The sequence below is a fragment of the Thermodesulforhabdaceae bacterium genome (assembly GCA_037482015.1).
Classification (GTDB): Bacteria; Desulfobacterota; Syntrophobacteria; order Syntrophobacterales; family Thermodesulforhabdaceae; genus JAOACS01.
The window spans coordinates 605,986-620,526 of sequence record JBBFKT010000001.1; the positions used below are offsets into that span (position 1 = coordinate 605,986).

Below are 14,541 nucleotides of genomic sequence, written 5' to 3' on the forward strand. Positions count from 1 at the left end.
CTTACGGGTTTTATGGTTCGTAAAATTTCTCAACTTGTGGTGTATATCTTTTTTCGCCCGACTCGTAAACAAAAAGCGGTGGAGCAATTATAAGTTCACGGCCTACCTTCTTTCTCATAACTATATGAACAAGTTCAGCGTTAGTTCCTGGTTGCGAATGAATACAGGTAAGCTTTTTAGCTCTCAGATTGTATTGGTGCGCTAGAACAATCAGATCATCTAACCTCCAGGCTGGATAAATCATGGATAAAGTTCCACTATTTTTAAGAAGATATGCCGCTGCGCTCAAAGTGTCTTCAAGTGTCATCGTCAGTTCGTGGCGAGCTATCGCCTTTTGCGATTCCGGGTTGATCCTTCCGGTTTTCACAGGACGATAAGGAGGATTGCTTACAACTAAGTCGAAGGTTCCAGCTTCAAAGTGGTCTTTAATTTTTCGAACGTCCACACGGTGAATATCTATAATACTGTCAAAACCATTTTCTTCCACATTTTTTCTGGCTATTTCTGCTAGATCTTCCTGGATCTCTACTCCCACAATCCGACGCCCTTTCCCACGATAAGCTAATATAAGAGGTATTATACCGCAGCCCGTTCCCAGGTCTATAATAAGGTCATTTCTAGTGCATTCGGTAATATTTGCAAGAATGACCGCATCTATGGAGAATCGATAACCCTTTTTGTATTGGTAGATTGTGAGCTTCCCGTTGAAAAGCGAATCCCTGGTTATCGTATTAGAATCAACAGTCATGGACCTAACTGATAGGATTGCATAATGTTACTGGATCCGTCATGGGATAGATTACAAGACCGCTTGCCACTTTTGGGTAGAAATAAGTGGATTTGTGAGGCATTACAAGACATCGAGATGCCACTCTCTTGACCTGATCAATCCTTGTGGAATTGATAAAAAATCCCGCCATTTTGGAGCCTTTAAGCACTTTGTTCAAGGCATCCCATATATCGTGGGAAAAACAGATCTTAAGCTCGTCATCCAGCATGGTTTGATCAAGTCTCAAAAGATGTCCGAAGATGATGCTATCAAGGATGACGACGTCAATATCCAGAAATTCTTCTGCTATACGAAGGTTCAAGAGAAATTGTCGGACTTTTTCAGGTTTTGCTCTGAGTAGCCACATTTCACTTTGCCCGTGAAAGACCACCCCAAAAGCATTGCGACGGTTCTGCCCTTCATCCCAGAGCGCCTTTGCCCACAGACGTTGTTCTTCTTCACTTGAAGTAGAAAACGAAGCGATCTGGAAGAATTCCTTTGCTCTTTCAAGAAAAGGTTGAACAAGGTCTAACGGGAATGATGGGAATAGCCGGTGAGTAGGAAGTATCATTAGCCCAGGATCTTCCATGGGCGAAAGATACATCAAAGCATATTCGTAAGGTTCATTTCCGTCTGCTCTCCCTGTCTTTTCTCTCATTATGTTGCGGTAGGCTAGGGCTGTTTCATAGCGGTGATGACCGTCGGCTATGTAAATATCCTTTTCGACGAAGGCTTTACGAAGAAATTCGCAGACTTCTGGATCATTGATGCGCCACAGTCTATGAGCTATACCTTGATCGTCGGTATAGGTTACGACTTGGGGATTTTTGGAGCTGGCTTCTCGAAGTGCTTCGATGAGTTGACCGCCATTGTCAGAATAAAGAGCAAAAATCGGGCTGAGGTGAGCTTTGCATGCGGTGGTTAAAAGTAGCCTATCTTTTTTAACTCGCGAAAATGTCTTTTCGTGAGGATAAACACAGCCTTTTTGGAACTCTTCAAGCTTTAAGAGAGTAAAAAAGCCTTTCCGCGTGTGAAGAACATTGTCTGTAGGAATAAAATAATCGATTTCGTAATAATAAAAAGCAGGTTCTGGGTCTAACTCAAAAATCCCTTCCTTGATCCATTCTGAAAAAAGCTTTTTGGCATGTTCATAGGGATCTGTGTTTAATTGCGTTTCGTTTTCGGGTTGGTTAGGGGGTTTAGGAAGATCGATGTGCACAAAATTGTAGGGACTTCGCAGTCTATACTTTTCTCTTTCTTGGGGGCTTATAACGTCGTATGGAGGAGTTATTACGTCTTTTAGTGAAAAGCCCTTAGCGAAACATCCTTTGCCGTAGCGTAATCCTCGAAAAGGAGCAATGATAGCCATTTTTTTGTTGGTCCTTCCTTTCTGTTCTATAAAGTCGAAATTTCTCTACAAATTAGAGGCTTTGTTGCTATCATATAGACGGGATTTTAGCAAGAGGGGATCAGAATGCGTTGAATCTATGCTTGTGCCGTGTTATAAATTCAAACGAGACTTTAAAACGCCTGATTGATCAGGTAATTTAGCATTAGAAAGAAGGGGAGCATTGAAAAATTGAACGAGGAACAACCGGCAAAGTTGTTGAGATGGCTTAAAAAATTCTTCCGTAAAGTATCACACGCCAGAAAAGCAGAAGATTTTGAAAAGGAAATCGAGCAACTCATAGATGAGGGGGAAGAAGAGGGGATCATTACTCAGGATGAAGGAGAAATGATTCAGGGTATTTTCTCCTTCAGGGATACGATTGCTAGAGAAGTAATGATCCCTAGAACCGATGTTATTGCTATTAAAGCTGATGAACCTATTGAGGAAGTTATTAAAACGATTGTAGAAAGTGGTCATTCGAGAATTCCTATCTATGAGGACACTCTGGATAACATCATTGGCATAGTCCACGCTAAGGACCTTCTAAAATACTGGGGGCAGACGGGAATTGCGGCTTCTCAATTTGTTCGTCCGCCATATTATGTTCCCGAAACTACTAAAATAAGCGTCGTATTTAAGGAACTTAGATCGAGAAAGTCTCACATGGCTGTAGTGCTGGATGAATACGGCGGCACGGCGGGTATTCTTACTCTTGAGGACATTATAGAAGAAATTATTGGCGACATAATGGATGAATACGATAATGAGGAAGTATGGATTGTTCCCAATCAGGATGGATCCTTAACCGTTCACGCTCGCCTTGATGTGGAGGATCTTGAAGACTACCTGGGAGTAGATTTGCCCGAAGGAAAGTTTGAATCCGTTGGAGGGTTGATTATAAGCCTGCTTGGTAGAGTTCCTGCTAAAGGGGAAAGAATTGCAGTGGGCGGAATCGAAATGGAAGTTCTTCATTCTACAGACCGGAAGATTGAAAAAATAATTGTTAGACCTCTTCAATCTCAGGAAAATTCAGATACAGTGGCTTTGAATGGCTCCAGAGAATAGATCTTTTCTGTCATCTTTGTGGGGATTGTTTTTTGCTTCTGCTTTAAGTGGGGTATTAGTTGCTCTTAGCTTTCCAAGTGTTTCATTATGGTTTCTTGCCTGGATTGGCATGGTCCCTTTTTTGTATTCGATTATTGCTCGTAAGGATATGTTAACCCTTAAACAAACGTTGTGTCTTGGCTTTGCCTTTGGTTTCTTCCACTTCCTTGTAGGGCTTTACTGGATCAACATTGTGCTGGAAAAATACGGCGGCCTTCCGATATGGATTTCTATCCCCGTGCTGATCTTACTTTGTGGATACCTTGCGTTATACGGTGTCGCCTTTTCCATAGGTCTTAAATTTTTCCCTGATAATAGAGCTTTTCCCCTGTGGCTTTTTTTACCGTCCTTATGGGTTGTGCTTGAATGGCTGAGAGGTAAACTTCTTACGGGTTTTCCCTGGAACCTTCTTGCTTACTCCCAGGGCGATATTATATGGCTTCGCCAGATTGCTGATGTCACGGGAGCTTACGGTGTTAGCTGGCTTGTGGTGCTTGCAAATGTGCTGCTTGCCCGAGCTTTCATGAGACGTAAAGATTTTATAGGTTGGCTATGTCTCGCTGTGGCTTTACTGTCCACCTTTTGGTATGGAAATAAAACTCTCTCGTCCGATTTTTACTGCAGTAAGAGAGACGGATTTAACGTGGCAATCGTCCAAGGTAACATCGATCAGGCTCAGAAATGGGACGAAGCTTTTCGGGACTCCACTATTGACATCTACCGTCAGTTATCACTTAAAGCTTCCCAGTCCAATAAATCGCTTGATTTAATCGTTTGGCCGGAATCGGCTATGCCTTTCTTTTACGGATTTGTGCCGAATCTTACACTGCGAGTTGATACGATTATTCAAGATGTGGGTGTTCCGGTGCTTTTTGGAAGTATTGGAATTACCGGTTTTGGCAAAGATGCCAGGTTTCTTAACAAAGCATATCTGGTGGAACCAGGAGGTTTCATTGTTGGAGATTATGCAAAAGAACATCTGGTGCCTTTTGGGGAATACGTTCCACTCCAGCCTTTTCTATTCTTCGTTCATAAACTAGTTCCTACTGCGGGGGATTTCGTTCCGGGACAATCTCCTGGAGTTATTTCCTGGAAAAATGAAGCACTCGGAATGCTTATATGTTATGAAGCTATCTTCCCGGAACTTGCAAGAAGTAGAGTTTTGAACGGGGCAAGCTTGATTGTTAATATATCAAACGATGCCTGGTTTGGTAGAAGTAGTGCTCCATACCAGCATCTTGAGATTGCAAGGTGGAGAGCAGTTGAAACAAGAAGGCCGATTATTAGATCTACCAACACGGGTATTAGCGCCTTTATCGATCCCCTGGGTAACATAGTTTCGACTCTTAATTTATTTGAAGCTGGAACGCTTATTGGCTTTGTGAAACCCTGCTTAGCTCAAACCTTTTATGTTCGCCACGGGGATTTGTTTGTCGTTTTTTGTGCCTTGATTATCCTTTTAGCTTCGCTATATTCATGGATGAAATGGCGAAAAGGGAAGAATTTATAGTTTTTATTGCCTGAGATCCCAGGGCATGGAAAATGTTATTCCCTGGGCGATTGGGCTGAGCATTTTGAAAATAATGGAGGTAAGTTTATGGCTGTAGATACTATAGAAATTCAGGGTTCTCTCAGGGAGATAAACGAAAAATTGTCGCTTCTAGGAGCCTATCTTTGACATTGAAGGAAAACAAAACCAGCTTTCTGAACTGGATGCTTTAATGAGCCAGGATATTTTCTGGCAGGATCCAGCAAGAGCGAAGGAAATTCTAAAGAAAAAATCGGAACTCTCAGAAGTAGTGAGGAAATGGGCAGATCTTAAGCGCGAATTGGAAGACGCTACTGTCCTTCTAGAACTTGCCGAAGAAGAGAATGATCAGGAAACGTTGCAGGAGGTGATTCAAAAAGTTGGGCGTCTCAGGAAGGAGATTCGCTTGCTGGAATTGGAGCAACTCATGAAAGATGAGCAGGACGTCCTTAATGCTATTGTCAGTATCCATGCTGGTGCCGGGGGCACGGAAGCTCAAGATTGGGTAGAAATGCTTTTAAGAATGTATCTTCGGTGGAGTGAACGTAAGGGGTTCAAAATTGAAATGGTGGATATGCTCCCTGGAGAAGAGGCAGGAATAAAAAGCGTAACTTTTACTGTGGCTGGAAAGTATGCTTACGGGTTTCTAAAGTCTGAGTCGGGTATTCATAGGCTTGTAAGGATTTCACCTTTTGACGCCAGTGGAAGGCGTCATACGTCTTTTGCGGCAGTTTTTGTATATCCTGAAGTAAACGATGAAATAGTCATTGACATTAGACCATCGGATCTACGGATTGAAACTTTTAGAGCCAGTGGAGCTGGCGGGCAACATGTAAACAAAACTAGCTCGGCTGTAAGAATTACTCATATTCCAACAGGAATTGTTGTAAGTTGCCAGAATGAGAAGTCTCAGCATAGAAACCGTGAAATTGCTATGAAGATTCTTCGTTCGAGGCTTTACGAACGGGAGATCAGGAAAAGGCAGGAGAAATTTCAGGAAATTCACGATAATTTAGATGATATTTCCTGGGGGAATCAAATAAGGTCCTATATTCTTCAGCCATATCGCCTTGTGAAAGATCACCGCACAAATGTTGAAAAAGGCGATGTGGATAGTGTGCTTGACGGAGAAATCGACGCCTTTATAGAAGCCTTTCTTCTAAAACAATTACAGGAAAGAGAATCGGTAAAAGCGGCGATTGCGTAGAATTTCCAACCTCTCGCAGGGGAATATTTGTTGGAATTTTATTAAACGAGCGTGTGGACAAAAAGAGGAGATCTCGCATGAGAACTTTGTTTGAGGCAAAGAGTGTAGCGGTCGTCGGAGTTTCTACATCTCCAGACAACATGGGCCGAGCAATCATATACAATCTGGTTCGTTATCAATATTCAGGTGTGGTGTATGCCGTTGGACCAAAAGGAGGAAGCTTTCTGGGCTTTAAGATATATCCATCCGTTATGGATCTTCCAGAGCCAGTTGATCTTGCGGCAATACTTGTGCCAGCAAGAGCCGTTCCCGATGTATTACGACAGTGTGGAGAGAAGGGAATACGACGAGTTGTTGTAGAATCTGCTGGTTTTACGGAGCTTGGTGAAGATAGGGCATCCTTAGAACAAGAAGTTCGTAACGTTCTTTCGTCCTATAACATGAGACTTATAGGTCCCAATTGTGTTGGAATTATTAACCGCCACACCGGTCTTGCCGTGCCCTTTATGCCGATTGAGCCTCTCGCTCCGCCTGGTGACATAGCCGTAATTGCTCAGAGCGGTGGAGTGGGGGGTAGCCTTCTTAACATGTTTGGAGAAGAAAGAGTTGGTTACAGTATTTTTGCCTCCATCGGAAATAAACTCAATGTTTCTGAATGTGACCTTGTTGATTACTGCATGGATGCTGATCATACTCGAACTATTTTTCTTTACCTTGAAGGTATAGCCGATGGACGCCGACTTATGGAACAGGCTATGCAAGCTCGAAAACCTATTATTTTATACAAATCCAATCGAACAGAAGCTGGAAAATCTATCGCTCGCTCACATTCGGCATCTCTGTCAAGCGACGATATGGTTGTTAATGCTGCCTGTCATCAGGCTGGCATAATTCGAGTTGACGACCAGACTGAAGCTCTTACGGTCTTAAAAGGTTTTTCCCTTCCCATTCCCAAGGGTCCGAGACTTGCCATTATTTCTCGCTCCGGCGGTCATGCTGTTATTGCCGCCGATGCGGCAGAAGAATACGGCTTTAAGCTTGTTCCTTTCCCGGAAAACATTATCGAAATGGCGGAAAAACATTCTCGAGCTGGAGTTATACGTTTTCAAAATCCTATGGATCTTGGCGATGTATTTAATTTGAATCTTTATCGCATGCTTGCAGAAGAAGTCATGAAAAGTCCCGAGTTTGATGCTCTTCTTTTTATTCATCATTATCAAGGAGCCCTTGATGCGGGTGGATCCAGAGAACTGGTGAAAGAGTTAGATTCAATGAGCCGCCGTTACGATAAGCCCTTAGTTTTCTGTCTTTTTACTTCTCCAAATGAACACCTTGGCAATAAAGCCGCTACTCGATTTCCAATTTTTACTGACCCAAGGCACGCCCTTCGAGCTCTTGCCGCAACGGTGAAGTGGGAAACTTATAACCCTGTTCCATTTTCTACCAAGCCACCAGCAGGAATTGATAAAATATCTGTGAAGAAGATTTTGGATAGCTCTCCGTCCGGGCTTCTTGGTCCTGGAGAGACCGCTGGTATTCTTACATGTTACGGCATACCATTAATTCCATGGAGTGTGGCTTCCAGCGAAGATGAAGCCGTTTCGGCATCGGAAGCTATTGGGTTTCCTGTTGTGATAAAGACGGCTTCCACCAGGGTTATTCATAAAACTGATGCTGGTGCCGTGATCCTCAATATCAAAAATGCTGGTGAACTCAGAGAAGCCTACAGGAAAATGTCCGTTTTCGGCAGTGAAGTGCTCATTCAGGCTATGGCTCAAGGTGATGGGCTGGAATGGATCGGGGGCGGAAGGCAGGTTGATCAGTTCGGTCCCGTGATTCTTACCGGACTTGGTGGTGTAATGGTGGAAATTTTTGCAGATCGAGCTCTTCGCGTTGGTCCAATCACTCACGAAGAGGCGAAGCGCATGATCGACGAAACCAGGGGAGCAAAGCTTCTACAATCCTTCAGAGGCAGAGAAGCTAGAGATCGGTCTGCTCTCGAAGATATCCTTGTCCGACTTTCCTGGTTGCTTTATGATATGCCACGCATTCAGGAGGTAGATTTGAATCCTCTCTGGATAACTGCCAGCGGTGCAGTGGCTCTTGATTGGCGGATGATTCTTTCTTAAAGGGAGGTATCCTATTAGAATGAAAATAGCTTTTAGTTCTAGAACTTATTCATTTCTGCCACTATACGGAGCTCTTGATGTAATTGCAAAAGCTGGGTTTTCCTACGTAGAAATAGTGGCTGAAAAACCTCATCTCTGCCCGGAAAAGTTTAATGCCGCTATGGCAGTGGAGTTGGCGGAGTATCTTAAAAAAAACAACCTCGTTGTAACTAGCATAGACACATCACTTACTCATATTCTCTGTGAAGATGATTCTCAGGTGGTTTGCTCCTGGCTTTCGGAAGACTGGAAAGAACGAGAGAAAAGGATCCGATACACTCTGGACTGTGCAAGAATAGCAGCCGCTATGGGTGTTCCTCAAATTGTGGTCTCGGCAGGGAGTCCTGTGCCCGAGACCATGGATTCCAAGGAAGCTTGGCGACTTTTTGTGGCAAACATGTTTAGAGTTCTTCCGGTGGTGGAGCGATTAGGTATTGCTATTGTTATCAAACCCTCCCCAGGTATTCTCATAGAAACCGCTGAACAGCTATTAGCATTCCTTAAAGAGATGGAATTTCATCCATTTCTTGGAGTTGACCTGGATGTGACTCACGCTTATTGCAGTGGTCAGGATCCCTGCGACGCATTTAAGTTGCTTGCCCCATATGTTAAGAATATTCACATTAGTGATGGCACCTGTGGTGCTTCCTGCCGCCATCTTCCCTTTGGAGAAGGCGATCTGGAAGTTTCCAAATTTGCTGAATGTCTTAAAAATAACGGCTACGATGGATTGCTCACAATATGCTTTGACGCTACGGGAAAATTTCCGGAAGAAACGGTTCAAAAGGCTGGGTTATATTTGAAGGAGCTTGTCAGTTAAGGGTTTTTATTAAGTATGTGTGTTCGTGAGGGCACACAAAACCGTGTGCCCTTGCAGAATATTTCCGGAAGCGATCATATTTAACTGCTGTGAGTTTAGATCGAGTTGCTCCAAATTGAACAAGCTCCTTTGTCTGGTTCCATTAGGAGTTCGGTAGGACTCAACCAGCTGGTAATAGATGCATTTGATCCCTGTGGTTCGGTCTATTTTTCTATCTTTTCTGATGAACATAGCGAAGTGATAATATTTCAATACGATTTTCACTCTGACCAATTCATGACTTTAATGAATTAGGCCTCTCTTACCTTTTTCCGATATCCTGTAGAGATAAAGCGGGTAATGTATTATACTAATAGAGAGCGTAAACAGCAAATTCAGGAAGTCTACGGCTGGAAGGAGAATTTTCCCGACGGATGAATCTCTCCTTAAGTGTCTATACCTGACAGCCATGGAGCTAGAAAGGAAATGGCGCTGTCCCGCTAAAGATTGGCCATCAGTTTATGCTCAACTATCTATTCTATTTGAGGATAGGCTGTGATCGAATTTACACAAAATTATGGACAGTCCCCTGTTCCTCCCATAGTTATTATCCTTCAAGGTTTTCCAGAATTTCCTGAATTTGCTTTTTAAGGTGTGGAATATCTACTTTTATTGTCTCCCAGACAAGTTCATACTTTATCCCAAAATAAAAATGAATTAGCCGGTTCCTCATTCCTATAATATCTTTCCATGGGATATAAGGATATTTCTGTTTGACGGTATCAGGAATATTTCTTGCCGCCTCCCCGATAATTTCAAATTTCCTTATTACTGCGCTTGACCTCATATCATCATTTTTGAAACTCTCTAAATCTACATCTTTTACAAATTTCTCTATTGCTTTTATAGCTTCTAAGATATCTCTCAAATAAAGCTTTGGATCTCTCATAAATAAATTGCCTCTTTTAGGATATAATCTTTAATTTCCTCTCTAATGGTATCTACTGGAACAATATCAACTTTTACAGAGAGATTTTCTTCAAGAAAATTTCCAAGTCCTGCTAAATGAAGTAATGTTGCTCCTTCAAGAAAGTTCACAAGAATATCTAAATCACTACCTTCTTTCTGTTCACCTCGTACATAAGAACCAAATATTCCAATTACCTCGGCTTTGTAGTTTTCTTTTATTTTAAGTTTTAATTTTTCAAGGGTTTTTATTATTTCTTCAACCTTTTTGTTCATTTTTTTTATTCTCCCATCAGTTTTGTGAACCACCATCCACCTGTAGATGTGGATGCTTCCTGCTTCAACGACCAGACTTGCCGCTGAGTTTCCTTAACGGTAAAGGCCCGGTCTCCACAGGCGTTAATTCGGGCAGTTCTTACCCTGCTGGTTTATATCCAACTTCATAGCTCTTGTCGAATTTATTATAAGCAATTTGTCGGATCCAGACGACAGTGGTGAGGGTGTTCTAAAAACTCCGTAATAAATTGTGGGGGCAACCGGCCGGTCGCCCCTACAATATCCCCTATACGCACGTCAACCAATATCGTAAAATGGCCGGCACTACGGACATATCACCCACTTTCTAGAGCACCCTCTTTCATAGCTTGACAGAAAAATGGGCTTTTAAGTAAATTGATTCTTGATCAAGAATGAAGCTTGGTCAATCTAAGCCACGAAGGCTCTGCATGCTAGATGGGGTCTAAGTGGCTTTTTTATTTTCATGAATAGAAAGGAGGAAAGAGTTATGAATGGATCTGGGGTTAGAAGAGTGGTCAGGTTTTTTGTTTTATTAGCATGTTTTGCTCTGGTATCTATGCTTTTTTCGCCGACCGCATGGTCTTATGAGGTTAATGAGCGGCTTTCTATTTCTGGAACAGCGACGGGAGGTTATCAGTGGCTTGAGAAATCGGCAGGGGCAGGAGATGATGAGAATGACGGATGGGGTGTATTTGATTTTAGCGTATCAGTCAAGGCTCCCTGGGAAGGTGGTGAATTTTCTGGACGAGCAAGCTTTGCAAAAGGTAATGGCGTAAAAAATAAAAGTCCCTTTATTCTTTCCCCGAACGCTGATGATCTTGAGGACGATCTTAAAAATATCAACGGTCATAAATGGCAAGATCACCTTCAGGAGTTGTGGTATGCTCACACAGTAAAAATCCAGGAGGGCACTTCTTTTAAGATTACAGGGGGTATTATTGATGCCACTGCTTTTATTGATGACAACGCCTACGCTAATGATGAAATTGGCCAGTTCATGAATGAAGCCTTTGTTAACAACCCATTGGCAAATCTTCCCAGCTATGACCTCGGTGGGTCAGTGGAATTTGAAATGGATGCCTGGCATGTGAGGTTTATTGGAATGACATCCAAAAATGATGCGGAAAATGATTACGCCTACTTTGGACTACAGGTTGGTTATAAACTTGATACCCCGATTGGTGAAGGAAATTACAGAGTTTACGGTTTCATAACCAACGATGAGTTTCCCAAGTGGGATGAGATCGGCAAGGCTTCTCTCAAAGGAATTGGGATAAGCTTTGATCAACAGCTTGTGAAGGACATTTTGGGAGCATTCTTGAGAGCAGGTTGGCAGGATGATAAAGCCGCTGTGGATTATGAAACCTTTGTTTCTTTTGGTTTTAACATAAGTGGATCCTTATGGGGACGGGAAGGTGACGAGATTGGTATAGGTTATGGATATTTGAACGGTCCTTCAAAGTCGGAGGTTGCTCATACTCACGTGTTAGAGAGCTATGTTAAGTTCAAGGTGTTCGAATACAAAATGATCAACTCCGATTTTACCGTTGATTTTCAATACATTAATGACGATGTAAGGGACGCTGGACACAACGAAGGTTACATCTGGGGTGTTAGATTTAATTTGAACTTCTAGAAAGATATCAGAGGAAGGTAGCTCCCTCCCGTAAATGGTGGAGAGCTACCTGTTCAGGTCAACTAACATCCACATCCACAACCGCAGCCACCGCTAGGGTTACAGAAGAGAGATGGGCCGGGGCTGTCGGAAATTTCTACCACCTCAACGTCAAAGGTAAGCTTTTGACCGGCAAGAGGATGATTCAAATCAATAGTAATGGTTGTAGGCGTAATATCAGCTACAATGGCGTGAAGTCTTGTACCGTCTTCGGTCTGGAGAGCAAGTATTTCTCCAACTGATGGCTGAAAATCCATCGGCAGTTCTGCTCTCTGGAATGTCTGAACCAGCCTTTCATCTCTGTGTCCATAGGCATCGTCTGGCTCGATTGTAAACGTTTTCTTTTGGTTTTGCTCCATTCCCAGGATCGCATTTTCAAAACCTGGGATGACCTGACCGGAACCTACCTGAAACTCAAAAGGACTTCGACCCTCACTTGAGTCGAAGATTTCGCCATTCTCAAGTTTTCCGGTGTAATGAACCTTTACAAAATCGCCTTTCTGAACTGTCCTCATCCTGAACTCCTTCCTTCAATAAATGATTCTTTTTGTGGTGCTTTTAAAAACAAAAAACCAGACCTATATTCCTGTCTGGTATCTTTTTGTTTCTCCTTCCTGAAAAATTACTCTATCCTTTCTATTAAGCTTTTACGCCTTTCCCCTCTTTTGGCGCCCTGGACTCCTGCGCCAATCAAGCAGGAAGTTGTCGAAACACATTTCTTCATAACCTATTGAAGTGGTGCGTTCAAGTGAAATGTGAAAGGTTTTCGAAGTTAATTTTCTTTTTCGCATGACACTGTGGAACTATTATGATAATATTTTCCGCTCGGCAAAGGGGTAATGCATTAGTGGTTCATTAAATTTCTAATTTTTATGGAGGACTAGTTGATGGGGAAGTTGTGGATGTATCTTGTTGCCACCTTGGCTATGTTTCCTCTAACTGTTCTGGCTGCTGTCCAGAATGATCGTCTCACAGAAGATAAAAACTCTACAATATTTTATTTGACTGGCACCGTGTTGGATCCTCACAAAAACCAGGTTAGATATGCCAGAATAAGACTCTTCGTAAACGGTAAACTTCATCCAATTATCGTTGATCAAAATGAGGTTGAAGAAACAGAAACATCTTCTCATGGTGTGTATAAACTGGCTTTCAAAATGCCTAAGCAAGAAATTAGTAGTTCCAGGATTGAGATAGAAATTTACAAAAGTTCATTTGAAAAAACTCTAATACCAGTTTCTCATGAAGAGCTCTGTCTTAAAGATGGTGTGTGCTATTTTTCAAAGGATATAACCATAAACCGCAAACTTAATCCAGCGTTTTACATAGCAACAATTATTTTTGTGCTAACTTATATGGTTATTTCTTTCGAACTGCTTCATAGAACAATTGCAGCTCTTGCTGGGGGTTCTCTCATCATGCTTGTAAGTTATACTCTGGGGAGCATTAATCCTGAATATCGTATCATGTCTTATGAAACTGCTATAGCATCTATTGATATGAATGTGATTTTCCTTCTTATGGGTATGATGATTATTATAGGAGTTCTCAAACATACCGGCGTTTTCCAGTGGTGTGCTTACATGTCCTATAAAATTGCTCGCGGTAATGTTATGGCTTTATCCATGATTTCCTGCGTTTTTATTGCCGTAACATCGGCTTTTCTTGATAATGTTACCACCATGCTACTTTATACTCCAGTTCTTATGGAAATAGCCTTAGCACTTCGTATTTCGCCTTTAGCCTTACTACTTCCAGGCGTTCTTGCTTCGAATGTAGGAGGAACAGCTACTCTCATAGGTGATCCTCCAAACATTATTATTGGTTCTTACACAGGCCTTACCTTCATGCAATTTGTGTATAACCTTACATTACCGGTCGTGATTTCTACTATTGTTCTCGGTTTCTACATACGATTTTTTTATGGTAATGAATATCGTAGGGGTAAGGTTGACGACGTAGATGCTTTCATCGCAAAGTTAAAAGAAGAATATCAGATTACCGATAGGATTTTGCTTGGTTATGGGCTTATTGTTATGGCCATAGTAATTGCTTTCTTTGCCTCCCATGGTTACTGGCACATGGAGGTTAGCATACCGGCTCTTTTTGGAGCAGCGGCCCTTGCTGTGTATGGACTTCTTACCAAGAAAATCCACCTTTATGAACTTCTAGAAAAAGACATTGAATGGCCCACTCTGATTTTCTTCATTTTTCTCTTTATTCTTGTGGGGGCTGTTGAAGAAGTCGGACTTTTGTCAATAATTGCTGATTGGGTTCTTAACCTTTCTAAAGGGAATCTTTTATTTGCTATTAGCCTTATATTGTGGGTTGCCGCTATAGCAAGTGCTTTTGTGGACAATATCCCGTTTACAGCTACAATGCTTCCCATAGTTGCTTATTTAACCAAGTCCATACCAGGAGCTGAAAACAACGTCCTGTGGTGGGCGCTGGCTCTTGGAGCCTGTTTCGGAGGCAATGGAACTATCATTGGAGCCAGTGCCAATGTGGTTACAATGGGTATAGCTGAAGCTAAAGGTTATAGAATGACCTTCATGGGATTTATGAAGATAGCTTTTCCGTTTATGATAATAAGTGTTGTGATTGCTAATTTATGGCTGTTATTGTTTTACTAACTCAA

12 protein-coding genes are annotated in these 14,541 nt (G+C 42.1%); 7 read left to right on the plus strand and 5 right to left on the minus strand.

Features of this window, described 5'->3' with window-relative positions:
• Nucleotides 1-10: 10 nt before the first annotated feature.
• Entirely contained in the window at nucleotides 11-748 is a 738-nt protein-coding gene (locus tag WHS38_02745) for a tRNA1(Val) (adenine(37)-N6)-methyltransferase (protein MEJ5299888.1), read from the minus strand.
• 4 nt (nucleotides 749-752) lie between these two features.
• The gene (locus tag WHS38_02750) at nucleotides 753-2,138 is read right to left on the minus strand and encodes a DUF1015 domain-containing protein (GenBank protein MEJ5299889.1); all 1,386 of its coding nucleotides are present in this window, start codon (nucleotides 2,136-2,138) and stop codon (nucleotides 753-755) included.
• 210 nt (nucleotides 2,139-2,348) lie between these two features.
• On the opposite strand from WHS38_02750, the gene WHS38_02755 reads away from it, so the two are divergent.
• From WHS38_02755 to WHS38_02775, 5 genes are all read left to right on the plus strand, one after another.
• Nucleotides 2,349-3,224 carry a hemolysin family protein gene (locus WHS38_02755; protein ID MEJ5299890.1) on the plus strand — a complete coding sequence of 292 codons (876 nt, stop codon included), beginning with the start codon at nucleotides 2,349-2,351 and terminating at the stop codon, nucleotides 3,222-3,224.
• Nucleotides 3,208-4,773 (plus strand): apolipoprotein N-acyltransferase, encoded by a 1,566-nt coding sequence (lnt, locus tag WHS38_02760; protein ID MEJ5299891.1) that lies wholly within the window; start codon nucleotides 3,208-3,210, stop codon nucleotides 4,771-4,773. The genes WHS38_02755 and lnt overlap by 17 nt, the downstream gene beginning before the upstream one ends.
• An 87-nt stretch (nucleotides 4,774-4,860) precedes the next feature.
• Nucleotides 4,861-5,998 (plus strand): peptide chain release factor 2 gene (gene prfB, locus WHS38_02765; protein MEJ5299892.1). Its coding sequence is split into 2 segments (ribosomal slippage): nucleotides 4,861-4,926 and nucleotides 4,928-5,998, totalling 1,137 coding nucleotides; the frame shifts between segments, so codons are not numbered across the junction.
• Between the two features lie 77 nt (nucleotides 5,999-6,075).
• Nucleotides 6,076-8,127: an acetate--CoA ligase family protein gene (locus tag WHS38_02770; GenBank protein ID MEJ5299893.1), complete on the plus strand. Its 2,052-nt coding sequence runs from the start codon at nucleotides 6,076-6,078 to the stop codon at nucleotides 8,125-8,127.
• Nucleotides 8,128-8,146: 19 nt separating this feature from the next.
• A complete protein-coding gene (locus tag WHS38_02775) occupies nucleotides 8,147-8,986 on the plus strand; it encodes a sugar phosphate isomerase/epimerase family protein (protein ID MEJ5299894.1) in 840 nt (279 codons plus the stop codon).
• Between the two features lie 586 nt (nucleotides 8,987-9,572).
• Here WHS38_02775 and WHS38_02780 read toward each other — a convergent pair.
• Complete coding sequence (locus WHS38_02780; GenBank protein MEJ5299895.1) at nucleotides 9,573-9,914, minus strand: DUF86 domain-containing protein; 342 nt, start codon at nucleotides 9,912-9,914, stop codon at nucleotides 9,573-9,575.
• Nucleotides 9,911-10,207 carry a nucleotidyltransferase family protein gene (locus tag WHS38_02785; GenBank protein ID MEJ5299896.1) on the minus strand — a complete coding sequence of 99 codons (297 nt, stop codon included), beginning with the start codon at nucleotides 10,205-10,207 and terminating at the stop codon, nucleotides 9,911-9,913. Before WHS38_02785 ends, WHS38_02780 begins: the two co-directional genes overlap by 4 nt.
• 508 nt (nucleotides 10,208-10,715) lie before the next feature.
• Here WHS38_02785 and WHS38_02790 point away from each other — a divergent pair.
• Nucleotides 10,716-11,864: a carbohydrate porin gene (locus WHS38_02790; GenBank protein MEJ5299897.1), complete on the plus strand. Its 1,149-nt coding sequence runs from the start codon at nucleotides 10,716-10,718 to the stop codon at nucleotides 11,862-11,864.
• A gap of 62 nt (nucleotides 11,865-11,926) precedes the next feature.
• Here WHS38_02790 and WHS38_02795 read toward each other — a convergent pair whose 3' ends face one another.
• Complete coding sequence (locus WHS38_02795) at nucleotides 11,927-12,418, minus strand: peptidylprolyl isomerase (protein MEJ5299898.1); 492 nt, start codon at nucleotides 12,416-12,418, stop codon at nucleotides 11,927-11,929.
• Between the two features lie 372 nt (nucleotides 12,419-12,790).
• Between WHS38_02795 and WHS38_02800 the strand changes: the two genes are divergently transcribed.
• Nucleotides 12,791-14,536 (plus strand): ArsB/NhaD family transporter, encoded by a 1,746-nt coding sequence (locus WHS38_02800; protein MEJ5299899.1) that lies wholly within the window; start codon nucleotides 12,791-12,793, stop codon nucleotides 14,534-14,536.
• Nucleotides 14,537-14,541: the final 5 nt, after the last annotated feature.

Bases quoted from the DNA above. Each gene is read 5' to 3' on its own strand.
- WHS38_02800 (MEJ5299899.1), top strand. From the start codon at position 12,791: ATGGGGAAGTTGTGGATGTATCTTGTTGCCACCTTGGCTATGTTTCCT.
- lnt (MEJ5299891.1), top strand. From the start codon at position 3,208: ATGGCTCCAGAGAATAGATCTTTTCTGTCATCTTTGTGGGGATTGTTT.
- WHS38_02795 (MEJ5299898.1), bottom strand. From the start codon at position 12,418: ATGAGGACAGTTCAGAAAGGCGATTTTGTAAAGGTTCATTACACCGGA.
- WHS38_02780 (MEJ5299895.1), bottom strand. From the start codon at position 9,914: ATGAGAGATCCAAAGCTTTATTTGAGAGATATCTTAGAAGCTATAAAA.
- WHS38_02785 (MEJ5299896.1), bottom strand. From the start codon at position 10,207: ATGAACAAAAAGGTTGAAGAAATAATAAAAACCCTTGAAAAATTAAAA.
- WHS38_02790 (MEJ5299897.1), top strand. From the start codon at position 10,716: ATGAATGGATCTGGGGTTAGAAGAGTGGTCAGGTTTTTTGTTTTATTA.
- WHS38_02750 (MEJ5299889.1), bottom strand. From the start codon at position 2,138: ATGGCTATCATTGCTCCTTTTCGAGGATTACGCTACGGCAAAGGATGT.
- WHS38_02775 (MEJ5299894.1), top strand. From the start codon at position 8,147: ATGAAAATAGCTTTTAGTTCTAGAACTTATTCATTTCTGCCACTATAC.
- WHS38_02745 (MEJ5299888.1), bottom strand. From the start codon at position 748: ATGACTGTTGATTCTAATACGATAACCAGGGATTCGCTTTTCAACGGG.
- WHS38_02770 (MEJ5299893.1), top strand. From the start codon at position 6,076: ATGAGAACTTTGTTTGAGGCAAAGAGTGTAGCGGTCGTCGGAGTTTCT.